Origin of the sequence: Chromobacterium subtsugae, assembly GCF_035919665.1 — a bacterium.
Classification (GTDB): Bacteria; Pseudomonadota; Gammaproteobacteria; order Burkholderiales; family Chromobacteriaceae; genus Chromobacterium; species Chromobacterium subtsugae.
On the sequence record NZ_CP142381.1, the window covers coordinates 2,397,440 to 2,422,138 of the forward strand.

General features: G+C 66.9%; 13 protein-coding genes. 5 read left to right on the forward strand and 8 right to left on the reverse strand.

Features of this window, described 5'->3' with window-relative positions:
- Positions 1 to 267: 267 nt before the first annotated feature.
- The 3 genes from U6115_RS11700 to U6115_RS11710 form a co-directional block, all read right to left on the reverse strand.
- Entirely contained in the window at positions 268 to 735 is a 468-nt protein-coding gene (locus tag U6115_RS11700; RefSeq protein WP_043573678.1) for a hypothetical protein, read from the reverse strand.
- Positions 732 to 2,525: a S8 family serine peptidase gene (locus U6115_RS11705; protein WP_043573681.1), complete on the reverse strand. Its 1,794-nt coding sequence runs from the start codon at positions 2,523 to 2,525 to the stop codon at positions 732 to 734. The genes U6115_RS11700 and U6115_RS11705 overlap by 4 nt, the downstream gene beginning before the upstream one ends.
- A 192-nt stretch (positions 2,526 to 2,717) precedes the next feature.
- On the reverse strand, positions 2,718 to 4,235 hold the full coding sequence (locus tag U6115_RS11710) for a hypothetical protein (protein WP_043573683.1): 1,518 nt from the start codon (positions 4,233 to 4,235) through the stop codon (positions 2,718 to 2,720).
- A 201-nt stretch (positions 4,236 to 4,436) separates the two neighbouring features.
- Between U6115_RS11710 and U6115_RS11715 the strand changes: the two genes are divergently transcribed.
- A complete protein-coding gene (locus U6115_RS11715) occupies positions 4,437 to 6,563 on the forward strand; it encodes a patatin-like phospholipase family protein (protein ID WP_167595304.1) in 2,127 nt (708 codons plus the stop codon).
- A 136-nt stretch (positions 6,564 to 6,699) separates the two neighbouring features.
- Here the strand turns inward: U6115_RS11715 and U6115_RS11720 are convergent, their stop codons facing one another.
- Positions 6,700 to 8,748, reverse strand: coding sequence for a TonB-dependent receptor (locus tag U6115_RS11720; protein ID WP_043573687.1), 2,049 nt, complete (start codon positions 8,746 to 8,748; stop codon positions 6,700 to 6,702).
- A 260-nt stretch (positions 8,749 to 9,008) separates the two neighbouring features.
- Between U6115_RS11720 and fes the strand changes: the two genes are divergently transcribed.
- The 3 genes from fes (at position 9,009) to U6115_RS11735 (ending at position 19,187) form a co-directional block, all read left to right on the forward strand.
- Entirely contained in the window at positions 9,009 to 10,313 is a 1,305-nt protein-coding gene (fes, locus tag U6115_RS11725) for an enterochelin esterase (RefSeq protein WP_043573690.1), read from the forward strand.
- A 71-nt stretch (positions 10,314 to 10,384) separates the two neighbouring features.
- Entirely contained in the window at positions 10,385 to 10,597 is a 213-nt protein-coding gene (locus U6115_RS11730; RefSeq protein ID WP_043573692.1) for an MbtH family protein, read from the forward strand.
- 103 nt (positions 10,598 to 10,700) lie between these two features.
- The gene (locus U6115_RS11735; protein WP_230623341.1) at positions 10,701 to 19,187 is read left to right on the forward strand and encodes an amino acid adenylation domain-containing protein; all 8,487 of its coding nucleotides are present in this window, start codon (positions 10,701 to 10,703) and stop codon (positions 19,185 to 19,187) included.
- 225 nt (positions 19,188 to 19,412) lie between these two features.
- Here U6115_RS11735 and U6115_RS11740 read toward each other — a convergent pair whose 3' ends face one another.
- The 4 genes from U6115_RS11740 to fepD form a co-directional block, all read right to left on the reverse strand.
- The gene (locus tag U6115_RS11740; RefSeq protein ID WP_146008303.1) at positions 19,413 to 19,973 is read right to left on the reverse strand and encodes a hypothetical protein; all 561 of its coding nucleotides are present in this window, start codon (positions 19,971 to 19,973) and stop codon (positions 19,413 to 19,415) included.
- A gap of 425 nt (positions 19,974 to 20,398) precedes the next feature.
- Positions 20,399 to 21,238, reverse strand: a complete 840-nt coding sequence (locus tag U6115_RS11745) for an ABC transporter ATP-binding protein (RefSeq protein ID WP_230623342.1) — start codon at positions 21,236 to 21,238, stop codon at positions 20,399 to 20,401.
- Positions 21,235 to 22,278, reverse strand: a complete 1,044-nt coding sequence (gene fepG, locus U6115_RS11750) for an iron-enterobactin ABC transporter permease (RefSeq protein WP_043573694.1) — start codon at positions 22,276 to 22,278, stop codon at positions 21,235 to 21,237. The genes U6115_RS11745 and fepG overlap by 4 nt, the downstream gene beginning before the upstream one ends.
- Complete coding sequence (fepD, locus tag U6115_RS11755; protein WP_047243983.1) at positions 22,275 to 23,285, reverse strand: Fe(3+)-siderophore ABC transporter permease; 1,011 nt, start codon at positions 23,283 to 23,285, stop codon at positions 22,275 to 22,277. Before fepD ends, fepG begins: the two co-directional genes overlap by 4 nt.
- A 137-nt stretch (positions 23,286 to 23,422) precedes the next feature.
- Here fepD and entS point away from each other — a divergent pair, with 137 nt between their 5' ends.
- Positions 23,423 to 24,697, forward strand: a complete 1,275-nt coding sequence (entS, locus tag U6115_RS11760; protein WP_043573701.1) for an enterobactin transporter EntS — start codon at positions 23,423 to 23,425, stop codon at positions 24,695 to 24,697.
- The last annotated feature ends 2 nt before the right edge of the window (positions 24,698 to 24,699 follow it).

Here is a 24,699-nt window from a genome sequence, read left to right on the forward strand (position 1 = left end):
AATACTGGCTTGTTTGGGGTGCGGGTTCGATTCCCGCCGCCTCCACCACATTCAAAACCCAACCGTTCGCGGTTGGGTTTTTTTATTGTCCGCGTCTATTGCCGCTGTGCCGCGGCAGGGAAAATTCCTATACACACAAAATGCGAATTGGAATGGATATATTGTGTGTATTCAATTGTTTGGCGATCGACTCGCTGCAGGGCTTTGAAAGCGCTTCGCGCGGGGCAGAAGAAAACCGGGCGCACGCGCCCGGTTGGTCGGCATGACTTATTGCGGCAGGTTGTCGTTGCTGGCCAGCTCCAGCTGCGCCTTTTTCACCCGCTTGTCGGCGGCCAGCCTTTGCTGCAGGCCCAAGAGTTCGGTCTGGGCCGGCGCTTCGTATACCACCACGCTTTGGGTGCGGAAGCGCACGCTCAGGCCGTGGTCGCGGGCGACGGCGGCTTCATCCTGGGCAGAGGCCAGTTGCACCAGCACCGTGCCGCTGACGGTGGCGGGCAGCGCCTGCTTGGGCGACTGGACCACGTCGCCGCGGTTCAAGGCCGGAGCGCCGCTGGCGCGAAAACTGGCGCCGCTGGCCGATTTGGCCGCTGCCTTGGCTTGGCTTGCTTGCTTGTAATAGGTTTTGCCGTTGATGGTGACGGCCTGTCCCGCCGGCTTGGGCAGGAAGGGCAGGTCGGCCGCCAGCGCGCCGCCGGCCAGCGCCAGCAGCGAGAGGGTCAGGATGGTTTTTTTCATGTTGCGCTCCTGTGGCCGAAGAAGCGGATCGACCACGATTTCAGTTTGCCCGCCGCATTGGGCAGGGTGTAAGTGGTGTTCTTGGCGCCGACGCGGTGGATGAACTGGTAGTCGCCGCCGTTGGTGTCTATCACGCGGATGCGCCATTGGCCCTTGGCCGATTCGCCGTAGAAATGGTTGGACAGCAGGCGCTGCTGATTGAGACCGTAGTCTTCCGCCACCAGCGCGGTGCGCGGCGATAGCAGCACCGAGCGGGTGCCGGCCGGCGAAATCAGCTCCACCGCCAGGTCGCTGGCGCGGCTGTGCTCGGCATCCACCAGGATTTGCACCGCCTCCACCGTGAGATTGTCCGGCTGGGTGTAGACGCTTTCCACGCCTTTTTCGTCGGCGTCGGGAATGGATGCCTGCGCGCTGATGGTCTGCCAGCGGGTTTTTTCCAGCGGCGGCAGCGGGCGGTTATAGAACAGCGCTTTTTCCACCGCTTTGTCGACGTTGATCAGGCCGAAGCCGTAAAACTGGTGGAAGGGCAGGCCAGCGGCGTTTTTCTGCCAACCGGGAATCGCCTGGTAGCGGTGGCTGCCGCCGCCGGCGTCCTGGAAGGCCAGAGCGACGCCGGGGTTGGCCGCATCCACCTGGCGGGCGGTGGTGATCAGGATGTGGCGCACGTCGCGGGCGTTGAGGGCCGGATTGGCCGACATCACCAGCGCGAAGGCGCCGGAGGTGGCCGGGGCCGCCGACGAGGTGCCGTTCATCACGCCGTTGTAGTCGCAGTTGGGGTCCAGCGCGTTGCCGCCGTGCAGCGCGTTGTCGCTGCTGCCGGCGATATTCCAGCCGCGCTGGCAACCGGTCAGGTCGGTGGTGATCATGGCCGGCGAGTCGGTGCCGTATTCGCCGCCGGGCGCGGTCAGCAGCACGTTGGCGCCCACCGACGAGTACGAGGAGCGCACGCCGTCGGCGTTCAGCGCCGATACCACCACGTTCCAGTAGTTGCTGTTGTCGGTGGTGAGGTTGGCGTCCTGCACCGGCAGGCCTTCATTGCCCTTGTAGCCTATCAGGTAGCCGTTGCCGGCCCGGAAGTAGCTGTAGGCGTTGCCGGCCGATTTGACGAAGGTCGCGCCGCGGCCCCAGTGGCTGTTGCGGCTGACGTCTTCGTAGGTTTCCTCCTCGGTTTTCAGTTCGATGTCCTGGTCGGGATTGCCCGGGGTGGAGCGGACGGCGGAGGAGCCGTAGCTCTGGTTGAACACGCGTGAATCGGTGAAGGCCTCCAGTGGCCGTCCGCCCGGTTGTTTGCCGTGCGACAGCAGCCAGCCGTCCAGCGTTTGCGCCAGCAACCAGTTGAAGCCTTTCAGGCTGGCGGACGGCGCCACGCCGCGTCCGCCTATGCCGTTGAATCCCACCGCCGCCGCTATGCCGGCCACCGAGGTGCCATGGGCGTTGTCGGGCGAGTCGGGAGTGGGGTCGTTGCTGCCGTTCACCAGGTTTTTGGAGCCCGGCACGATGTTGGCGGCCAGGTCCGGGTGGCGGATTTCCAGGCCGTCGTCGATGACGGCGATGGTGGTGCCGACTCCGCGGATGCCGCGCAAGTGAGTGAAGGCCAGATTGAGATCGACGCCCTTGACGCCGCCGCGTTTGGAAAACGCGTTTTGGCCGGTATTCTGCAAGTGCCATTGTTGCGCGGCCAGCGGGTCGCCCGGCTGCAACGGAGTGTTGCGCGGTTGTTCGGCGGCGGCATGGCTGGACAGCGATGCGAGCGCCAGCAGAACCGCGCTGCTTGAGATGCGATGGTGCATGGTTTTATCCTCTGATTTCCTTTGTTTTGTTCGGCGTAGCCGAATCAAGATATTATTTGCAAATTTTTATTGCGCAAATACCCTTTTGTCATAATGTTTGCGCGATGGAGAATTTGCAGGATGGCAGAGGACGCTCGGAGGAGGAGGGCGGGCGGGGAAGGGCGCCGGCTCCATCGCGGAGCCGGCCGGGGGTCAATCTATCTTGGACAGAGTGTCGAAGTTGCTGTGGCAGCAGTCCTCGAATTCCTGCTGCGGGTCTTTCAGTTTGATCTGGTACGATTTTCCCTGCGCGGTGAGGACCAGTTCCTTGTCGGGCGAGGTCAGGGCTCGGGGCATCAGGAACCAGCGCTGTCCTTTGCGGGAATTGGGCTGGGTGATGTAGATGGCGGTGAAGGGCGGGATATCCTGGCGCGAGGGGTCCTGCAGCGAGACGCCTACCGGCGTCTGGCCCAGGATTTCTATCCCGACCTTGGTGCCGTTGTTCTGGCGCAGGATGCGGCGGATCACGCCCAGCAGCAGCGGGTGGCTCTCTGTTTTCACCAGGATCAGCCGGCCTATGGCCAGCTGGTCTATGGTTTTGCCGATGAAAGTCAGCCCCATGCCGGTGCTGCTGATATCATTGATCCGCCATTCGTCCACCCGCTCGGGGTCCAGCGATCCGACATCCTGCACCTTGATCTGGAACGCCACCCGGTCGAAGCCGATGGACACTTGCGCATTGGAGGTGTGCAGCGAGCGTTCCGACTTGCGCAGCGACTTGCCGCCGTCGTTGGACCAGCGTATCGCCAGCTTTTCGCACAGGTCGGCCCACTCCTCGCGTTCCAGCTCGCAGCCCAGCGTGGCGAGGGACGAAGGTATGCGGCTGTCCAGGTCGAACATCAGGTCGGCCAGGCGGCTGGTGATTTCATAGGCTGACCAGTAGCGGTGCCACTTGCCGGCCATGCCGCGCAGCATCGGCTGCGGCGGCTCGGGGATGGACAGGTTGTAGACGAAGATCGGGCCTTCCGGCGGCGCCTGCTTGTCCAGCGGGATGTGCTGGCTCAGCAGCATCAGCAGCTGGTCCACCGCGATGATTTCCTTGTGCAGCATGTTCTCGGTCTGCGCCAGGTGCAGCATGCCGATCTGGATCAGCAGGTGCTCGCAGCTGATTTCCTGGCGCGCGTCCGGGTATAGCAGCATCGCGGTGCGGGAAAATCCCGCCTCTTCGGCGTAGGTGTAAAAGCGGAAGCCCTGTTGCCAGGCGGTGCCTTCCGGCTTCAGGTAGCGCAGCGCGTTCCAGGCGATCAGCCGCATCTGGTGATGCAAGCCGCGGATGGTGACCAGCTGCAGGTCGGGCTCGGCCGCCGGGCTGGCGGCGTTCTTGCTCAAGCGCAGGCAGATCTGGTAGGCGCTGGACAGTTCGTGCCAGTAAGCCAGGATGGTGGGAAGATAGCCCTTGCTGCCGCTTTTCGACTGCAGATAGTCCTGGCATAGCTGGCGATGGATGCCTGCGGCCTTGTCGTCGACATAGAGCAGGGTTTTCACCCTCTCTTTCAGCGACATGTCGGTGTCGGCGTTGATTTTGGAAACTGCCTTGATGATTTCCACCAGGGCGGTAAAGTATTCGGCCTGCGGCAGGTCGCGCACCAGAAGGGTGGCCGACTGCGCCACGCCAGATGCCGGCGTGTTTTTGCTGAGGAGCGAGCTGACTAGGGATTTGAAGTCAAACATTGAGCCAACTTTTAATGGGTTTATGTTCTCGTTTATATGTCACTATATCTTACGTCACGCGTTGATGATGGTGAAACCATAATCTCAAAATTATCAGACATGCCAATTCGCAAGCTATTTACATTTCGTCTGTTTATTCCGGTATTGTCCTTTTCAGTCCTTTTTAATGCGCCGCCGGCATATGCCGCCGACGAATCGCAAGTGCCTGAGGGCGTTGGCGTTGTGCTGGGCGGCGGCGGCGCGCGCGGCTTCGCCCACCTGGGCGTTCTCAAGGAATTGGAGCGCCTGCGCATTCCGATCGCCTGCATTTCGGGCACCAGCGCGGGGGCGCTGATTGGTGGCATTTACGCCAACGGCCTGCCGCTGGATGAGATCGAACGCGAATTCAATGCCGCCGATTGGGACCAGATGCTGTCCGGCAAGCCGGCGCGGGCGGATATTCCGTATGACCGCAAGCGCAATGATTACAAAAACTATCTCGATGTCAGCTTCGGCCTGAAGGACGGCGCGCTGCGGGTGCCGCGCAGCGCCATCAACTCGCAAGGCATCGAGCTTTACATCCACAAGCTGACCCGCGACCGCGACATCGACGATTTCGACAAGCTGCCCATTCCGTTCCGGGCGATCGCCGCCGATTTGAGCACCGGCGACGCGGTGGTGTTCAAGCAGGGCTCGTTGACGCGCGCGCTGCGCGCCAGCATGGCGGTGCCGGGGGTGTTCGATCTGGTGGAGGACGAGGGGCGGCTGCTGGTGGACGGCGCCATCGCCCGCAATGTGCCGGTGGAGGATGTGAAGGGACGCTGCGCCAAGCAGGCCATCGTGGTGGATGTCGGCACGCCGCTGATGAAGCCGGATGAAATCCAGACCCTGTTCGACGTGGTGGCGCAAAGCTCCAATCTGGCGGTGCTGCGCAATGTCCAGGAGCAGATGAAGCTGCTGGACAAGAAAGACATCGTGATCCGGCCGGACCTGACCGGCTATGCCGCCACTTCCTTCGGCGATCACCAGGCCATCGTGCGGCGCGGCGAGGAGGCGGCGCGCAAGATGGCCAAGCAGCTGTCGGCTTACTCGGTGTCGGAGGAGGCCTACGCCGCCTGGAAGCGCAAGCTGCAGCGGCCGCGCTATCCGGTGCTGGACGAAGTGAAGGTGGAGGGGACGGACGGCACCTTCACCAAGCTTTCCACGCTGCGCGAATCGCTGGCCTTTCCGGGGCCTGTGCCGGTGGGAACGGCGCGCAACCGCTTGGCTGAAATCTTCACCGGCGGCGAATACGACAAGCTGGGCTACCGCGTCGACAATGTGTCCGGCCGCAGCGTGATGACGGTGATGCCGGTGGAGCGCAGCATAGGGCAAAACTATCTGCATTTCGGGCTGAACCTGCGCAGCGATACCCCGGGCGACAACAGCTTCACGCTGCGCGCCGCCCATGAATGGACGGCCTTGAACGACGCCGGCGCGTCCTGGCGCAACGACTTGGCGATAGGCTACGACAAGTCGATCACCACCGAGCTGTACCAGCCACTGTGGAACGGCAGCCCGTTCTTCGTCGCCGGCTCGCTGGGTTATGAGCAAAAGCCGTTCCGCGTGTTCAATGACAACCATACGGTGCTGGCCACCTTGAAGAACGATGTGCTGAGCGGCCAGGTGAATGTCGGCCTGGCTCTGGGCAAGTACGGCGAATGGCGGGTGGGCCTGTACCGGCAGGACAACGATTACTCGCTGGAGCAGGGCGACCCCAGCGAATTCAACGGCAACGATCGTTTCCGCAACACCGGGGTGCAAAGCAGCCTGGTGGTGGACCAATTCGACAATCCGCGCTGGCCGAGGGCCGGTTATTACTTCAGCGGCAAGGTCGGCGCCGGTTTGCCGGGGCTGGGCAGCGAGGTCAACCAGAAATTCTATGACCTGATCGGCGAGACGGCCCACACCTATGGCGACGTCACCGCGCGCTTCACCGCCAAGGCCAGGGGTTATGTGGATATCCGCAATGGCGACATTCCGCAGACGCTGGGCGGTTTCCTCAATCTGACCGGTTACCAGAACGGCGAGTTGCTGGCCGATCAGGTGGCGTTGGCGCGGCTGATGGTGTATTGGCGCGCCGCGTCGCTGCCGGCGGTGCTGGGCTCCGGCGTATACGCCGGGGTGTCGCTGGAGGCCGGCCGGCTGTGGGGGCAGAACTATTCCGACCTCCAAACCGCCCGCGGCTGGATTCCCGCCGGTTCGCTTTTCCTGGGAGCCGACACCATTCTGGGGCCGTTCTTCGTCGGCGTCGGCACGGCGCGCGGCGGCCAGTTGACCGGTTACATCTACCTGGGCGTCGATTACTGATCTTGATCCAAAAGAACGCCCGGCGATGAGCGGTCATCGCCGGGCGTTGTCGTTTGCGGCGCCGGCAGCGCATCCGGGCAATGAAAACCGCCCGCGGGCGAGGCCTGCGGGCGGTTTGACGTGCCGCGGGATCGGCTTAGAAGAAGCGGTAGTCCACCGTCACGCCAACCGTGCGCGGCGCGCCGACCACGCCCAGGTTGTTGCCGCGGGATGCGATCTGGGCATACAGCACGCCGCGGTTGGTCAGGTTGTTGACGTAGGCGCGCACGCCCCAGCGGGCATCCTCGTAACCGGTGTTCAGGTTGACCACTGTGTAGTCGCCGGCCTTCAGACTGGGGTCGTTGGTGATCTCCGAGTAATAGGAGCCGACGCGGTTCAGGCTGCCGCCCACGTAGAAATTGCGCGGCAGGCGCTGCTTGAAGCCCAGGTTGACGGTCATGTGCGGCGCGTAGTTGAACTGGTTGCCCATGATGCCGGGGTTGGCGGCATCGGTGCCGGTCACCTTGGTGTTGAGCAGGCCGAGGCCGGCGTTGACGGTCAGCGTCGGCGTCACCCTGGCCTTGGTTTCCAATTCCAGGCCGTAGCTCTGGCCTTCCGGAATGTTGGTGAAGCGCGAAGCCAGGATGGCCTGGTAGCCGGTGTACTGGTTGAAGAAGGCGTTGGCGTTGAGGCTGACGCGGTTATCCAGGAAAGCGGAGCGGCTGCTCAACTCATAGGCGGTGACTTCTTCCTTGTTGTAGGTGTAGTAGACGTAATTGTTGTCCAGGCCGGAGCCGCCGGCGTTGTAGCCCTTGCGCGCGGTGAGGCCCAGCGTGGTGTCCGGACTGTAGCGGTAGCTCAGGCCGGCCTTGGGCAGGAACAAGGTTTCGCCCACGTTGTAGCTGGCCTGATTTTGCGCGGCGGTATCCGGATTGAACAGGGTGTGGCGGCGCTGCATTTCGCGCTCGACGCGGCCGCCCAGGTTCAGGCTCCACTTATCGCTGAGCGCCAAGGTGGCCTCCCCATAAAGCGCTTCGGTCTTGAGGCGGTCCTTGGCCAGCAGATTGGGGAACTGGAAGGTGCGCAGGCTTTGGTCGCGGTCGTAGTGGTATACGCCCATCATCCCGCTCAGCCAGCCGTTTTGCGGCGCATAGGCGAGTCGGGCTTCGACGGTGTCGCTTTTCTCATCCAGGCGCATGTTCAGCGGCGGGGTGTCGGTGTCCTTGAACGCGCTGACGTTGTCGGCGTGCCCGACCAGCAGGTGGGCGCTCCAGGCGTCGTTGAACTGGTATTGCAGGTCGGTGCTGATGGTGTTGTTGGACGAGTCCTGATAGCGGGCCTGGGTGGACAGGCGATGGTACTGGTAGTCGAAGTAATTGCCGTCGACGTAGTTCAAGTATTCGCCCTTGTCCTTGCGGTGCGATACCGTCAACTTGGCGCTGAAGCCGGGCAGGGCGCTGGGCTTCCACAGCAGCTTGCCGCGGTAGCTGCTGTGATTGATCTGGGAGGCATCCCAGGGCAGCTGGCCCGGGTAGTCGATGAAGCCATGGCCGTTCAGGCCCTCGGCGGTGACGCGGAAAGCCAGCTCGTCGGTGATCGGGCCGGAGATCATGCCGGCGAGCGTCGCCCGGCCGCCTTTGTCTTCGTAGCCGGCGCGCAATGCGCCTTCCCAATCGAAAGCCGGGTCCTTGGTGTTGACCACGATGGCGCCGGCCATGGTGTTGCGGCCCTGGGTGGTGGACTGCGGGCCGCGCAGCACTTCGATCTGTTCCACATCCCACGGGCTGGCGTCGACGTAGCGCTGGCCGGTCCAGCTTTCCGCCATGCCGTCCACCGTGGTGCTCACCCGCGGGCGAGAGCCGGAAACCAGCGTGTTGTAGCCGGTGCCGGGGCCGGTGCCTTCCACGCCGCGGATGTTGACGATGCCGGCGCCGTTTAGGCTGGCGTTGGGCGTGGCGGCCGCCGCGTCATAAACCGATTTGACTTCGCCCTTGTCGGCGTCGCGCAGCACTGTCACCGCGGTGGTGGTGTCCTGCAGCGAGCGATTGATCTTCTCGCCGGTGACGGTGACCGCGGGCAGAGTGGTGGAATTGTCCTGCAGGTCGGGCGCGCCGGCCGCCAGGGCGGCGGTGCTTCCCAGGCAGGCCAGCGCCAGAATGGTGGCCTGCGATAGTGCCTTGCGTTGGCGGTGCGGAGTGTTTTTCATCTTGCTTGCGTTCCTCATTGTTGTCGTTGCCAGAGCGTCCGGGTGTTCTGCGTCGTCTGGCTGGCGAGGAATCGTTGGCTATTGCGGCGTCTGAACAAGTCGGGATGATGCTGGCCCGGGACGAGCATTGCAGCTCGTCGATGCGAATGATAATATTTATCATTAACAATATGCAAACGGTAATGGCACGCCGGGAGAAATGCGCGATCCGACTGCCGGAGTGGATGGAAATCATGGGTGGAAATGTGAAATGGAATCAAATGGCTGCCGAGAGTGCGGCCTGGCTGCAACACCCGGACGCGGGCCTGCCATCCTGGTGGGAACGTTTGGCTGCCATCGGCGCGCCGCTGCGCGAGCGGCTGCCGGATGGGCGCGTCTGCGTGACTTTCCTGTGGCGCGATCCGGCCGGCGGCCCGGCCGCGTCGGCGACGGTGCGGGTGTACGCCGATGTCAATTCCGTCACCGACCACCATAGCCCGCAGCCGCAGTCGCTGTCCCGCCTGGGCGATACCGATGTCTGGTGGTGGCAGGCGGTGTTGCCGGCGGATTGGCGCGGCAGCTATGCCTATATCCCGGTAGCGGCCGGACAGACGCCGCCGGTTCCCAGCGACGATGTCCGTGAAAGCCGGCTGCGCCACCGCGAATGGTGGCTAAGCATCATGAGCCAGGCCATCGCGGATCCGCTCAACCCCGCCGCCGGCTACCGCAGCAGCTGGGGCGCCAGCTTGTCGCCGCTGCATCTGCCCGACGCGCCGGACCAGTCCGCCTGGACCGCCTGGGACAAAACCGGGCAGGGGGCCGATCCGCACCGCCTGACGGAGATCCGCTGGGACAGCGCCATGCTCGGCAAGGCGCGCCGGGTCTGGATCTACCACACAGGCGCGGTTTCTGTTGGAGAATGGGCCGGGAGGCCGCTGGCGATCCTGCTGGACGGCCAGCATTGGGCGCAGCGCCTGCCGGTGTTCGCCGCGCTGGACGAGGATACCCGCCGCGGCCGTTTGCCGCCCGCGGTGTATTTGCTGATCGACAGCATCGACGGCAAGCACCGCGAGGAAGACCTGCCCTGCAACGCCGCATTCTGGTTGGCGCTGCAAGCGGAGCTGTTGCCGCAGGCGGCCTTGATCGCGCCGTTCAGCGACCGCGCAGACCGCACCGTGGTGGCCGGCCAGAGTTATGGCGGCCTGGCGGCGATGTTCGCCGGCCTCAACTGGCCGGACCGTTTCGGCTGCGTGCTCAGCCAGTCCGGTTCGTTCTGGTGGCCGCATGTCGAGCTGCATGAAAAGGCGCGCGCGGCGAGCGGCCGCCGCCTGCCGGGCAGCAAGGGCTGGCTGGCCGAGCAGCTGGAAGCTGGCGAGACGCCGCCCGGACGGCTGCGCGTGTTCCAGGAGGTGGGCCGCCGCGAGGAGGTGATGGTGGACGTCAACGATAGCCACCGCGCGGCGCTGGAGCGCGCCGGGCATGACGTGCATTACCAAGTGTTCGAAGGCGGGCACGACTGGCTGTGCTGGCGCGGCGGTTTGTTGCAGGGGCTGGGCTGTCTGTGGCGGCCCTGGGTCGCCCCGTAAAACAAACCAGAATCGTCCAAAGGCGGGCCAAGCCCGCCTGCAGGCCGGCTCGCCTTGCTGGAGTGTTCGCCATGAGCGCGGAGCAAACCAACCCTTTCGATGACGAAAGCCTTTCCTTTCTTGTCCTGGTAAATCCCCAGGACCAGCACAGCCTGTGGCCGTCGCAACTCGCGTCGCCCGCGGGCTGGCGCGCCGTATTCGGCCCGGCCGGCCGCGGCGCGTGCGTTTCCTATCTCGACGCCAACTGGACCGACATCCGTCCGCGATCGCTGCGCAGCGGTTAAGGCCGCCGTTTCCTCATCTTCGCATCGTCCCGCCCATGCCGCAGGCCTGGGCGCGGCCGGCTGCGCGCCGGCCGTTCCGATTACCCGCATCCGGGGAAGCATCGTGTTGACCATTGAAACCAAACCCTCCGCCGTAGAGCGCGAGCTGCCGCTGTTCGGCTCGCAACTGGGCATCTGGCTAGCGGACCAGATCGCCGAACAAAAGAGCACCTACGCCGTCGCCCACTGCGTAGAACTGGACGGCGCGATAGACGCCGAGCGGCTGCGGCAGTCCATCTGTTTGGGCCTGGCCGAGGCCGACACCGTCGTCGCCCAGTACCTGGAAACGCCGGACGGCCCGGCGCAGCTTCTGCGGCAAGGGCTGAGCGCCGAGAACCTGCCCCATCCCGAAATCCATGACCTGAGCGCCGAGGCTGATCCGGAAAGCCTGGCTCGGCGGTGGATGCGCGAAGACTTGTCCGCGGATCTGCCGGCCGACGGCGAGCGGCCGCTGTATCTGCACCGCCTGTTCAAGCTGGCTGGCGGCGCGGGCGAGCGCTGGTTCTGGTATCAGCGCTACCACCATGTCTGCGTCGACGGCTACAGCTTCGCCGCGCTGACCCGCCGCATCGCCGACCTCTACCAGGCGCTGGGCCGCGGCGAAGCGCCGCCGCCGTCGCCATTTGTTTCTTTCGCCGATGTCGCGGCCGAGCGCGAAAGCTACCTGGCCAGCCCGCGCTGCGAGGAAGACCGCGCGTTCTGGCGCGGCTACGCCGCCGCGCTGCCGTCGCCGTCCACCTTGTCCGCGCGCGACGCGCTGGCAGGCGACGGCGCGGCCAATGTCGACGTGCTGCGCCGGCGTTTTGAAATCGCTGGAGGAACGGCGGCGCCGCAGGCCATGGCGGCCGTTTTCGCCTACCTGGCCAGGATGAGCGGCAAGAGCAGGGTGGCGATGGGCGTGCCTTTCATGCGGCGCATGGGGTCGGCGGCGCTGCGGGCCGTGGGCCCTGTGGTGAATGTGCTGCCGGTGGCGCTGGATATCGACGATGGCGACGACCTGGCTACGCTCGCGCGGCGGCTGGCCGACGAATTGAAACAGGTGCGCCGCCATGAGCGCTACGATGCCGAGCAGATCCAGCGCGACAGCGGCATGGTCGGCTCCCGCCGCGCGCTATACGGCGCGACGCTGAACCTGAAGATCTACGATCAGTCGCTGCGGCTGGGCGAGGTGGCGGGCGTCACGCTGCCGCTGGCGGTGGGGCCGATAGACGATATCGAATTCGGCCTTTGGCAGCAGGGCGAGAGCCTGGTGGTGGAGCTGAGCGCCCATCCGGCGCGCTACGGCGCGGCGGAGCTGGAGTGGCATGCGTGGCGGCTGCGAGGCTTCATCGCCGCCCTGGCCAGCGGCGCTGCCGTGGGCGACGCGCCCTTGCACAGCGCCGCGGAGAAGGCCGCGCTGGACGAGTGGGCGCAGGGTCCGCGGGTAGCCGCGCCGGCCGGCGTGCGCACCGCGCTGGACGTGTTCCTGCAAAGCGCCTTGCAATACCAAAATGAGACCGCGCTGGCGTGCGGCGACGAGCGGCTGAGCTATGGCCAGCTGTCGGCCCGCGTCGCGCAGCTGGCGCGCGAGCTGCTGGCGCGCGGCATCGGCGACGGCAGTGTGGTCGGCGTCGCCGTGCCGCGCAGCGTCGACACCGTGGTGGCGATACTGGGCACCTTGGCGGCCGGCGCCGCCTTCCTGCCGCTGGACCTGGACTACCCGCCCGAGCGGCTGGCGATGATGTGCGAGGACGCCGCGCCGGCGCTGCTGCTGACCCGCTCCGACGTTCGCGGCCGCTTGCCGGACCTGCCGGCGTTGTGCCTGGACGACGAGGCGGTCCGCGCGCGCTTGGCCGCCCGCGCCGCCCAGCCGCTGGACGACGGGGAACGGCTGCGTCCGCTGAACGGCGACCGGCTGGCCTATATGATCTACACCTCCGGCTCCACCGGCAAACCGAAGGGCGTGATGATCGCCCATGCCAGCTTCCTCAACTTGCTGCTGAGCCAGCAGACCGGCTTGTTCGGCGACTTCGTCCGTTCCCGCGGTCGCCGCGTGCGTACGATGCAGACCGCCTCGCTGTCCTTCGACGGCGCGCTGGAGCAGCTGTTCTGGCTCTTCATGGGCCAAGAAGTGCATCTGTGCGACGAAGAACTGCGCCGCGACGCGCAGCAGCTGGTGGATCTGGTGCGCCGCGAGCGCATAGACGAGATGGACGTGCCGCCGTCGCTGCTGCGGCAGATGCTGGACTGCGGCCTGATGGACGACGGCCATTGGCAGCCCGGCATGGTGATGGTCGGCGGCGAAGCGGTGCCGCCGGCGCTGTGGAAGGAGATGCGCGGCTACTCGCAGCTGCATTTCCATAATTTCTATGGCCCGACCGAATACACGATCTCGGCGCTGGGCGCACCGGGCTCGGTCGCGGAGGAGCCGGTGGTGGGCCGGCCGGTGGCCAATACCCGCGCGCTGGTGCTGGACGCCGCGCTGCGTCCGGTGGCGATAGGCGTGGCCGGCGAGCTGTACCTGGCCGGCGCCGGGCTGGGCCTCGGCTATCTGAACCGCCCGTCCTTGACCGCGGCCCGCTTTGTCGCCAGCCCCTTCGGCGACGGCGAGTTGATGTACCGCACCGGCGATCTGGTGCGTTGGAACGCCCACGGCCAGATGGACTTCATCGGCCGCGTCGACCACCAGATCAAGGTGCGCGGCTTCCGCATCGAGATGGGGGAGGTCGAGCACGCGCTGGCCAGCCTCCCCGGCGTCAACGCCGCCGTGGTGCTGGCCGAGGCGGTGGGCGGCAGCCACCGGCTGATCGCCTATTGCACGATGGCCGACGCCGGCCGCCACGAGGAGGCCGGCCTGTCCGCCGCCTTGCTGGCGCAAGTGGCCGAGACGCTGCCGGACTACATGGTGCCGTCGGCGCTGGCGGTGCTGCCGGAATGGCCGGTCAACATCAACGGCAAGATAGACCGCAAGGCGCTGCCGGCGATCCGGCCGCAGAACGCCGCCGCAGGACGGGAGCCGGCCAACGACGCCGAGCGCCTGCTGTGCGCGGCGGTGGCCCGGGTGCTGAACCTGGAGCAGGCCAGCCCCGACGACGACTTCTTCCAGCTGGGCGGCGACAGCATCTCGGCGATGAGCCTGGGCACCGAGCTGCGTCGCGCCGGCTTCCTGCTGCGCCCGCGCGACGTGTTCGCCAAACGGACGCCGGCCGGCATGGCCGCGGCGCTGCAGCCCTTGAGCGCCGCCAATCCGGCGGCCGACGACAAGGCCGGCCCGCTGGGCAGGCTGCCCATCGTCAGCTGGTTCGCCGAGCAATACGGCATGGCCAGCCGCTTCGTCCAGGGCGTGTGGCTGAAAGCGCCGGCAGCGCTGGGCGCCGAACACCTGGCCGCCGGCCTGTTGGCCTTGCAGCGCGCCCACCCGGCCTTGCGCAGCCGCGCCGCCGATGGCCAACTGCATCTGGATGCCGCTCCAACGGCATTGGACGCGCGGGTACTGATCGAGGCCGCGCCGGAGGCGACGCCGGATCAGCTATTCGAAACCGCCTGCGCGCGGCTGGACCCGGAAAACGGCCTGATGCTGCAGGCCGCGCTGCGGGACGGGGCCGACGGCAAGCATCTGTTGCTGGCCGTTCACCACCTGGCGGTCGACGGCGTGTCTTGGCGCGCGTTGCTGCCGGAGCTGCAGGCCGCCTGCGAGGCGGCGATGGCCGGAGAGGCGGTCCAACTGCCGCGCGAGGACTTCGGCCTGCGCGAATGGGCGAAAACGCTGGCGGCCCAGGTTCCGGCGCGCCGCGGCGAGCTGGCGATGTGGCGCGGCATGCTGGCCGGAAAAGCCGACGCATTGAGCGCCAAGGCGCTGGACCCGGCCCGCGACCGCCACGACGCGGCCCGCCACCGCCGCGCGCTGCTGGGCGAGGCGGCCAGCGCGGCGCTGCTGCAAAAGCTGCCGAACGCCTGCCGCGCGACGGTGGAGGAAATCCTGCTGGCGGCGCTGCTGCTGGCTTGCCGCGGCGAATTCGACGCGCCGCGCTTGCGCGTGGGCCTGGAGTCGCACGGCCGCCATGCCGGCGACGACGGCATCGATCTTGGTCGTACGGTGGGTTGGCTGACCGCCGAATACCCGGCGCTGTTCGACCTGTCAGTCCAGACGGCCGGCGACGCGGCCGCCCTGGCGGCGCTGCGCGCGGTCAAGCGCGTGATGCGGGCGATCCCGGACCATGGCCTGGGCTACGGCGTGCTGCGTTATCTGGACGACGAGCACGGCCCGGCGCTGGGCGCGCTGGAGGCGCAGAACCGCCCGGCGCTGCTGTTCAACTACCTGGGCCGCTTCCAGGCCAGCGACGGCGAATGGATGCCGCTGGCCGCCGGCGGCCGCTTCGCCGACGCCTTCGCCGTCGACATAGCCCCGGCCTTGCCGCTGCAATACGGGCTGGAGGCCAATGTCTTCGTCGACGAGTCCGGCGCCGCGCCGCGGGTGGCGGTCAACTGGACCTGGGCCGACGCGCTGTATGGCGCCGACGCCATCGAGCGCCTGGGGCAAAGGATGGACAGCGCGATCGCCGCGCTGGCCCAGTTGGCGGAGCGTGATCCGCTGGCCGCGGCCGATACCTTGGTGGCCGCTGAGACGCTGGGCGCCGGCGGCGCGCCGCTGTCCGACGCGGAGCTGGCGGCGCTCTGCGCCCGCCATGGCAGCCTGGCCGCGGCGCTGCCGGTGTTGCCGCTGCAGCAGGGCCTGCTGTTCCACGCCCAGCTGGGCGAGGCGGCCGGCAAGTACAACTCCATCACCCGCGTCACTTTCGCAGGCCCGCTGGGCAGCGACAGGCTGCGCGCGGCGCTGGCGGCGGTATTGCGCCGCCATCCGCAGTTGGCCGCCGGTTTCGACAGCGAAGCTCAGGCCGAACCGTTGCAACTGCTGCCGCTTGCGCTGCCGGAATGGCCGTGGCGCGAGCTGGAGCTGGCCGCCTCGGCCGACGAGGCCGAGGCGCTGCAGGCGCTGGAGCGTGAGGAGCTGGACCGCGACTTTACGGTCGGCGGCCCCGGCGATGGCCCGCTGCTGCAGGCCACGCTGGCGCGCCACGGCCAACTGTCCACGCTGTTCCTGACCGCGCACCATCTGGTTGTCGATGGTTGGTCCACGCCCATCATGCTGCGCGACCTGCTGGCCGCCTACGGCGACGGGCCGGACACGCTGCCTTCGATCCGCGTCGACTACCCCAGCGTGGTCCGCGCGCTGGCCGCGCGCGAACTGACGCCGGCACGGCAGCTGTGGCTGCAGACGCTGGACGGCGTCAAGCCTACGCTGCTGTTCGGCCAGCAGACGGCCGCGCCGGAAGTGCGGGAATTCGAGCTGGTGCTGCCGCAAGCGCTGGAAGACGCGCTGACCGAGCGCTGCCGCGAACGCGGCCTCACCCTGAACACCGCGATGCAGGGCATGTGGGGCGCGCTGCTGTCGGTGCTGACCGGCCGCAACGACGTGGTGTTCGGCTCGCCGGTGTCGGGCCGTTTCAGCCCGGTGGACGGCGTGGACGAGCATATCGGCCTGTTCAGCAACACCATTCCGGTGCGGGTGGCGCTGCGGCCGGACGCGCCGCTGTGGGAACAGCTGGCCGACTTGCAGGCGCGGCAGATCCGTCTGCTGGAGCATGACGGGCTGGGCCTTGCCGAAATCCAGCGCCTGGCCGGCGCGACCACGCTGTTCGACACGCTGCTGGTGGTCGAGAACTACCCGGATCAGGACATGCAGTCGCGCGACTACCACTGCGCGCGCATCGCCTCGCTGCGCAACCGCGGCCATACCCACTATCCGCTGACGGTGCTGGCGCTGCCGGGTGACCGGCTGCGCCTGCTGATCGAGTACCGCAATCTGGTGAAAGAGCCGCAGCAGCTGGCCGAGCGGATGCTGGCGCTGCTCGAGCATCTGGCCTACCGGCCCGAGCTGCCGTGGTCGGCCTTCGACCCGTTGACCGGCGCCGAGCGCGAGCTGATCGACAAGGTCAACGCCACTGCAGCTGCGATACCGGAAGCCACGCTGCCGGACTTGCTGGCCGAGCAGGCCGCCAGGACACCCGACGCGCCGGCGCTGCTGGACGAAGCGCATGCGCTCAGCTACGCCGAAACCCGCGCTCAGGTCGGCCATTTGGCCGGCAGGCTGAAGGATGCCGGCGTCAAGCCGGGCGACATCGTCGCGGTGGCCTTGCCGCGCTCGGTGCACCTGAGCCTGGCGCTGATGGCGGCGCAGGAGGCCGGCGCCGCCTATCTGCCGCTGGACACCGGCTACCCGGACGAGAGGCTGGCCTATATGGTGGCCGACGCCAAGCCGGCGCTGATCATCACTTGCGCCGAGCTGGCGCCGCGCTTCGCTGCGATGGGCACGCTGCTGCTGCAGGATGAGCTGGCGGCCGAGCTTCAAGCCTTCGACGCGCCGGCGCTGACGCCGGATCACGCCGCCTATCTGCTGTACACCTCCGGCTCCACGGGCCGGCCCAAGGGCGTGCTGGTCTCGCACCGCGCCATCGTCAACCGCCTGGTTTGGATGCAGCACGAGTACGGCCTGGGCAGCGACGACGTGGTATTGCAGAAGACGCCTTGCAGCTTCGACGTGTCGGTGTGGGAATTCTTCTGGCCGCTGATCGTCGGCGCGCGGCTGTTCATGGCGCCGCCGGACGCGCACCGCGATCCGGAGGCGTTGCTGGAGCTGATCGCCGCGCGCGGGGTCACCACCTTGCACTTCGTTCCGTCTATGCTGGCGGCGCTGCTGACCCATATGCACGGCGACGCGGCGGCGCGTTCGGCCCAGACGGCCGGCTTGCGCCGGGTGTTCTGCAGCGGGGAGGCATTGTCGCGCGAGCTGGCCGACGGCTACGCCGGCTTGATAGCCGCGCCCTTGCACAATCTGTACGGCCCGACCGAGGCGGCGGTGGACGTCAGCTACCAGCCGGCGGCCAAGCCGGCGCCGGAATCGGCCAGCGTGCCGATCGGCCTGCCGGTGTGGAACACCGCGCTGCGCATTCTGGACGCCGCGCTGCGGCCGGTGCCGGTGGGCGCGCCGGGCGAGCTTTATCTGTGCGGCGTACAGCTGGCCCACGGCTATCTGGGCCGGCCGGATCTGACTGCGGCCCGCTTCGTCGCCGACCCGTACGCCGATGGCGAACGGATGTACCGCACCGGCGACATCGCGCGCTGGCTGCCGGACGGCGCGGTCGAGTATCTGGGCCGCAGCGACGACCAGCTGAAGATACGCGGCCAGCGCATCGAGCTGGGCGAGATCGAGGCGGCGCTGCTCTCGCAGCCTGGCGTGGCCCGCGCCGTGGTCCACGCCCGCGCGCTGGGCGGCCAGGCGGCCCACGCCGCCGGCGCCGACAACCGCCAGCTGGTCGGCTATGTGATCGCGTCCGATCCGGACAACCCGCCCGATGCCGACGCGCTGCGGGCGGCATTGGCCAAGGCGTTGCCGGCGCACATGGTGCCGGTGGCCGTGATGCGGCTGGCGGATTTTCCGCTCAGCGCCAACGGCAAGCTGGACCGCAAGAGGCTGCCGGAGCCGTCTTCGACGGCGGCGGCCGACGGCCGCGAGCCGCGGCCGGGCCTGGAGAGCCGCGTCGCCGCGCTGTTCGCCGAGATTTTGGAATGCGACGCGGTGTTCGCCGACGACGACTTCTTCGCGCTGGGCGGCCACTCGCTGCTGGCGATGCGGCTGGCGGCGACGCTGCGCCGCGAGCTGAAGCTGCCGGTGTCGGTCGGCCAGATCATGAGCTCGCCGACGGTGGCCAAGCTGGCAACGGTGTTGTCCGATGCTGGCCTGGCGTCCGACCCGGCGCTGGCCGGCTTCGGCGAGGTGCTGCCGCTGCGCGCCGGCAAGGGGCGGCCGCTGTTCTGCATCCACCCGGCCTCCGGCTTCGCCTGGCAGTACAGCGGCCTGTCGCGCCATCTGCGCCCCGGCCTCGCGCTGGTGGGCCTGCAATCGCCGCGTCCGGACGGCGCCATCGCCCGCAGCGTCGACATGGACGAGGCGTGCGAACGCCATCTGGCCAATCTGCGCCGCATCCAGCCGCAAGGCCCGTATCACCTGATCGGCTATTCGCTGGGCGGCACGGTGGCGCAGGCCATGGCGGCCAGGCTGCGGCAGCAGGGCGAGGAGGTGGCCTTCCTGGGCCTGCTCGACACTTATCCGCCGGAGGGCCAGGACTGGAACGGCCCGACCGAGGACGAGGCCAAGGCCGAGGTGGCACGCGAGCAGGAGCAGTTTATGTCAGCCACCGAGGACGCGGCCGACGCCTTCATGCTGCGCGAGAAGACCGAGATGTTCGGCCACATCGTCGCCAACTACCAGGACGCGGTGCGTCTGCTGTCGAAGGCGCGCACGCCGCGCTATGACGGCGCGGCCACGCTGTTCGTCGCCCGCCGTACCTTGCCGGAAGGCATGGACGTGCGCGAGACCTGGCGGCCGCACCTGGCCGGCCTGACCGTCCATGAGCTGGATTGCGCGCACGAGGACATCGTGTCGCCGCAGTCGCTGGAGACGCTGGGCCCGTTGCTGGATGGCATCCTGCAGGAGGTGGATAGCCTGGGCTGATCTAAATTGACCCTCCTCATGGCCCCTGCAGCCGTACTACAATCGCTGCAGGGTACACACTAGCCCGCCACAGCCCTCGATCAATTTGGCCGCGAACCTTTGATGATCGAGGGCTTTCTCGTATCAGGCACTTGACGGGCAGGCTCGCGCCAAGTGCCATTCACTAATAATTTGTTCACCATTTACTCCTTTTCAATCAACAGGCGGCACAGTTGTTTCTCGTGACTATGCCTGTGCTTTTACTTGTGATTCGCAAAATAGTGTGTGGTACAACTCTATTTCATTGGAGGCACCAACATCTGCTAGCCGTTCGAGAAAGCGATTGTAAAGACTGGCCTGAACTTCGCCTTTTTCATGTAAGTGCACTAGCGCAATATTAGGGTTGAGCAAAAGTACATATTGGAAGTCACCGAGGTCTCCAGGTTTGTTTTTGATAAAGCCAAGACTGACAAGCTGTTTCATTCTTCTGCGCCACGTATCGACCATGCGCAGTCCAGAGAAGCCAGCCTCTGCTGCGAAAACGGCTGGGTTCTCAACGCGTAGTAGCGGATGATCGGGTGATCGTGCCCACAGACAAAACAGCACATGGCCTGCCGGCTGAGATTTTGAGGCGTCATTAATCGCCTGCATAATGATGGGGAGCGTCCGCGGGATTGTGCTAAAACCCTGTTGACGGTGCCGGGACCAAAGGCGGCGCTGGTCAAAGTCTGGAAACTGTAAGTTGAGCATGGCTTCAGCCCGCTCGGTCATATTCAAGTACTTCTTACCTGCTTGCTTCACATTCATTGTCTAGCCCTCCTGATTACAGTTTCATATTGGGTGCTAAGTACTTGATCGGCAATGATTCACGACGCACATGTCACTTACTTAGTAGACTTGCTTGAATGTCTGGTTCAGATAATTGTATTGTGTTGTATAGCCCACTTCAGGTTGCTATCAAGTGCGGATTTGCACGCAGGGATGGCATGAAGAGTCGGTCCTGCAAGGACTTTTCCGACAATGTAGTGCTCATTGTGCTGCCGGTACTGTGCGTGCTAATCGTGCTCCAGTTTTCCTGGAGGGGAAGCACGAAGGGGAGGGCGAGGCTAGGTGTGAAAAGGCAAAGCTAGAATCGTTGGCCGACTCGCTTTTGCTGCGAGCATGGGATGGCAGTAAAAACAAGAAATGGCCCTAGAGAGGGCCATTTCTCATATCTGCGAATCAAAACGGCATCAACGCGGAATCACCATCGGCGTATGGCTGACTGGGTCTTCGATGATCAGGCAGGGCAGGCCGAACACCTGCTCGATCAGCTCGGCGCTGACGATGCGCGACGGCGCGCCTTCGGCGACGATGCGGCCGTCCTTCATTGCGATCAAGTGGGTGGCGTAGCGGCAGGCGTGGTTGATGTCGTGCAGCACCGCCACCAATGTGCGGCCGCCGTCGCGGTTGAGCGTGCGGAACAACTCCAGCAGCTCGATCTGGTGGGCGATGTCCAGGTAGGTGGTGGGTTCGTCCAGCAGCAGCAGCGGCGTCTGCTGGGCCAGGGCCATCGCCACCCAGACGCGCTGGCGCTGTCCGCCGGACAACTCGTCGACCAGCCGGCCGGCCAGCTCGGCGGTGCCGGTGGCTTCCAGCGCCTGCTGGACGGCGGTTTCGTCGTCGCGGCTCCATTGCCGCAGCAGGCCCTGGTGCGGATAACGGCCGCGAGCCACCAGGTCGGCCACGGTGATGCTGTCCGGCGCGACGGCGCTTTGCGGCAACAGGCCCAGCTGGCGGGCCACCGCCTTGGCCGGCTGGCTGTGGATGTCGCGGCCGTCCAGCCGCACCTGGCCATCCAGCGGCTTCAACAGGCGGCTGAGGCTGCGCAGCAGCGTCGACTTGCCGCAGCCGTTGGGGCCGATGACGACGGTGAAGGAGCCATCGGGTATCCGCAGGTTCAGCCGCTCGCAGATCGTCCGTTGGCGGTAACCCAGGCGCAGGCCGTCGCCGGACAGCCGCGGCCGGCCGGACGCGGGCAGGGTGGCGTCGAGTGCCGCGGCGGGGTTGAGCTTGAAGGACAGGGTGGTCACGATTTCGCGCCTCCGGTTTGGCGCAGCAGCAGCCATAGCAAGTAAAGGCCGCCGATGCAGATGGTGACGACGCCAACCGGCAGCTGGCGCGGGTAGAACAGATGCTGGGCGGCGTAGTCGGCCGCCAGCAGCAGCAGCGCGCCGGTCCAGGCGGCGGTCATCGGGCTGGTGGCGCGCGCGCGCTGCAGGCGCTGGGCGATCTGCGGCGCGGCCAGCGCGATGAAGGCGATGGGGCCGGCGGCCGCGGTGGCGGAGGCGATCAGCGCCACGCCCAGGCCCATCAGCCACAGCCGGGTGCGCTCGGCCGGCACGCCCAGCGCATTGGCGCTGTCGTCGCCCATTTCCAGCAGCTGCATCCGTGGCTTCAGCGTCAGCGCCGCCAGCATCGCCAGCAGGCAGAGCAGCGCCGACGGCAAGCCCTTGCTCCAGGTCATGCCGTTCAGCGTACCGGCGCCCCAGATGGCGGCGCTCATCGCCGACTCCAGGCTGGCGTTGATCAGCAGCCAGCTGTTGAGCGCGCTCAGCATCGCGCTGACGGCGATGCCGACGATGATCAGCCGGAGGCCGTGCGCGCCGCGCCGCCAGGCTAGCAGATAAACCAGCGCGGCGGAGGCGAGGCCGCCGGCCAGCGCGCCGCCGGCGATCTGGAAATGGCTGCCGCCTATGGTGGTGATCACCAGCAGCGCGCCGGTGTAAGCGCCGGTGTTGAAACCCACCACATCCGGGCTGCCCAAGGGGTTGCGCAGCAGCGATTGGAAAATGGCTCCGCTCATGCCCAGCGCCGCGCCGATGATCAGCGCCATCGCCACCCGCGGCAGCCGCCATTGCTGCACCACGGCCACGTTCAGCCGGCTGCCCTGGCCTTGCAGCGCCGCCCACACTTGCTCGACGCTCAGATGCAAGGCGCCTGCGCGCAGGCTGATCAGCGCCAGCGCGGCGCAGGCCGCCATCAGCAGCAGCGCCGGCCATAGCCGGCTAGGCCGGAGGCGAAGGTTGAAGCGGCCGTCTGGATGGCCCAGCCGCAGGTGCGCTGTTTTCATGGTTTACCTCCCGCGCCGCCGTGGCTGCGCGCCAGCCAGATCAGCGCCGGCGCGCCGATGAAGGCGGTGACGATGGACACGCGCAGCTCGCCCGGCGTCAGCAAGCGGCCGGCGATGTCCGAGGCCAGCAGCAAGATGGGGGCGAGCAGGACGGTGAAGGGCAGGCTCCAGCGCAGGTCGGCGCCGCCCAGCCGGCGCGCGACGTGGGGAATCATCAGGCCGACGAAGCCTATCGGCCCGGCGACGGCGGTGCTGGCGCCGGACAGCAGGGTGACGGCGGCCACGGTACCGCCCTGGATCAGCAGCGGCCGGCCGCCCAGGCTGAGCGCTAGATCGTTGCCCAGACCCATCGCGTTCAGCGGGCGGGCCAGCAGCAGCGCCAGCACGCCGCCGGCCAGGATGGCGGGCGCGGCCAGGCCGACGGCGGCCATGTCGCGCACGTCCAGGGTGCCGGCGCTCCAGTAGCGCAGCCGGTTGAAGGCGATGGGGTCGAGCAGGGTGATGGCGGCGGACAGGCCCATCAGCACCGCGCCGACCGCTACGCCGGCCAGCACGATGCGCAGCGGATCGGCGCGGCGGCCGCGCGCGCCCACGGCGTAGACCAGCAGCGTCGCGCACAGCGCGCCTGCCGCCGCGCAGGCCATGTAGCCGCCCTGGCTGTCCACGGCGAGGAAGGCGACGCCCAGCACCATCGCGAAGCTGGCGCCGGCGTTGACGCCGAGGATGCCGGGATCGGCCAGCGGATTGCGGGTCAGCGCCTGGATCAGCGCGCCGGACAAGCCCAGCGCCGCGCCGGCCAGCAGGCCCAGCAGCGTGCGCGGTAGCCGCCCCTGCAATACGACCACGCTGTCCGGCCCGGCGGCGCGGCCCAGCAAGCTGTTCCAGACGGTGGCGAGCGGAATCGGCTTGGCGCCCAGGGCCAGGCTCAGCACGGATACGACGGCCAGCAGCGCCAGGCAGGCCAGCAGCAGGGTGGCGCGGCGTCCGCGGGCGGGACTTGTCTGCATAATCAAATGAAAATGATTCCTAATCACAACTGCCGATGTTACCATGCCTGTTACATGAAGGGACAGGCCCATGGCGCGGCTTGTCATCATCCCCGCGGCGCGCATGCCGCTCTTGATCGAACCACTGCGTTGAGAACATGAAAAAATCGCCCATCTTCGTCGATTTCAGCCTGCTCAGGCTTAACCCGCATTTCCGCTCCATCTTCATCGCCCGGATGATCTCGGTGTTCGCCTTCGGCATCCTGATGGTGGCGGTGCCGGTGCAGATCCATCAGCTCACCGGCTCCACGCTGCAGGTGGGCGCGGCGATGGCGCTGGACGGCATCGGCATGTTCGCCGGCCTGATGTGCGGCGGCGTGCTGGCCGACCGCATGGACCGCCGCCGCTTGATCCTGCTGGGCCGGACTTCTTGCGGCCTGGGCTTCCTGGCGCTGGCCCTGAACGGTTTCATGACCAACCCGTCGGTGACGGCGCTGTATGTGGTGTCCACTTGGGACGGCTTCTTCAGCGGCATCGGCATCACCTCGCTGATGGCGTCCATTCCGGTGATCGTCGGCCGCGAGAACCTGCCGGCAGCCGGCGCGCTGAGCATGCTGACCGTGCGCTTCGGCGCAGTGCTGTCGCCGCTCCTGGGCGGGGTGATCATCACCGCCGCCGGCGTCAACTGGAACTACCTGCTGGCCGGCATCGGCACCTTGGCCACGCTGATTCCGCTGACGCGGCTGCCGTCGCTGAAGCCGCAAAACGCCGAACCGTCGCACCCGTTGCGCTCCTTGATGGAAGGCTTTGAATTCCTGTGGCAGAACAAGGTGGTCGGCGCGGTGGTGGCGGTGGGCACGCTGCAGACGCTGCTGAGCGCGGTGCGGGTGTTGTACCCGTCGCTCGCCGAGGATGGCTACGGCGGCGGCGCGTTCGAAGTGGGGCTGATGTATTCTGCGGTGCCGCTGGGCGCGATGCTGGGCGCCTTCACCAGCGGCTGGGTTGGCGGCCTCAGCCGTCCCGGCGCGATGATGCTGGCTTGCGTGACGGCCTCGTCGCTGGCCATCGCATCCTTGGGCGCTTTCACCCACCTGGCTTACGGCCTGGCGGCGCTGGTAGTGCTGGGTTATCTGGGCTCCATCGCCTCGCTGCTGCAGTTCACGCTGGTGCAGGGCCAGACGCCGGACCACCTGCTGGGCCGCGTCAACAGCCTGTGGAACGCCCAGGACGTGGTGGGCGACAGCCTGGGCGCGCTGGGTCTGGGCGCGCTGGCGCGGGCCTTGGCGCCGCTGATGGCGGTGGCCTGGTTCGGCGCCGGCGCGGCCGCGGCGGGTTTGCTGATGTGCGTGGGCTTTGGTTCCTTGCGCCGCCTTTCCGGCGGCAAGCCGGAGCAGGCCGAAGGCGAACCGGCGGAGCAGGCTGCGGGGTCTTGAGT

Coding starts and splice junctions, on each gene's coding strand:
- U6115_RS11720 (WP_043573687.1), bottom strand. CDS start 8,748: ATGAAAAACACTCCGCACCGCCAACGCAAGGCACTATCGCAGGCCACC.
- U6115_RS11740 (WP_146008303.1), bottom strand. CDS start 19,973: ATGAATGTGAAGCAAGCAGGTAAGAAGTACTTGAATATGACCGAGCGG.
- U6115_RS11710 (WP_043573683.1), bottom strand. CDS start 4,235: ATGTTTGACTTCAAATCCCTAGTCAGCTCGCTCCTCAGCAAAAACACG.
- fepD (WP_047243983.1), bottom strand. CDS start 23,285: ATGCAGACAAGTCCCGCCCGCGGACGCCGCGCCACCCTGCTGCTGGCC.
- fes (WP_043573690.1), top strand. CDS start 9,009: ATGGCTGCCGAGAGTGCGGCCTGGCTGCAACACCCGGACGCGGGCCTG.
- U6115_RS11705 (WP_043573681.1), bottom strand. CDS start 2,525: ATGCACCATCGCATCTCAAGCAGCGCGGTTCTGCTGGCGCTCGCATCG.
- entS (WP_043573701.1), top strand. CDS start 23,423: ATGAAAAAATCGCCCATCTTCGTCGATTTCAGCCTGCTCAGGCTTAAC.
- U6115_RS11730 (WP_043573692.1), top strand. CDS start 10,385: ATGAGCGCGGAGCAAACCAACCCTTTCGATGACGAAAGCCTTTCCTTT.
- fepG (WP_043573694.1), bottom strand. CDS start 22,278: ATGAAAACAGCGCACCTGCGGCTGGGCCATCCAGACGGCCGCTTCAAC.
- U6115_RS11700 (WP_043573678.1), bottom strand. CDS start 735: ATGAAAAAAACCATCCTGACCCTCTCGCTGCTGGCGCTGGCCGGCGGC.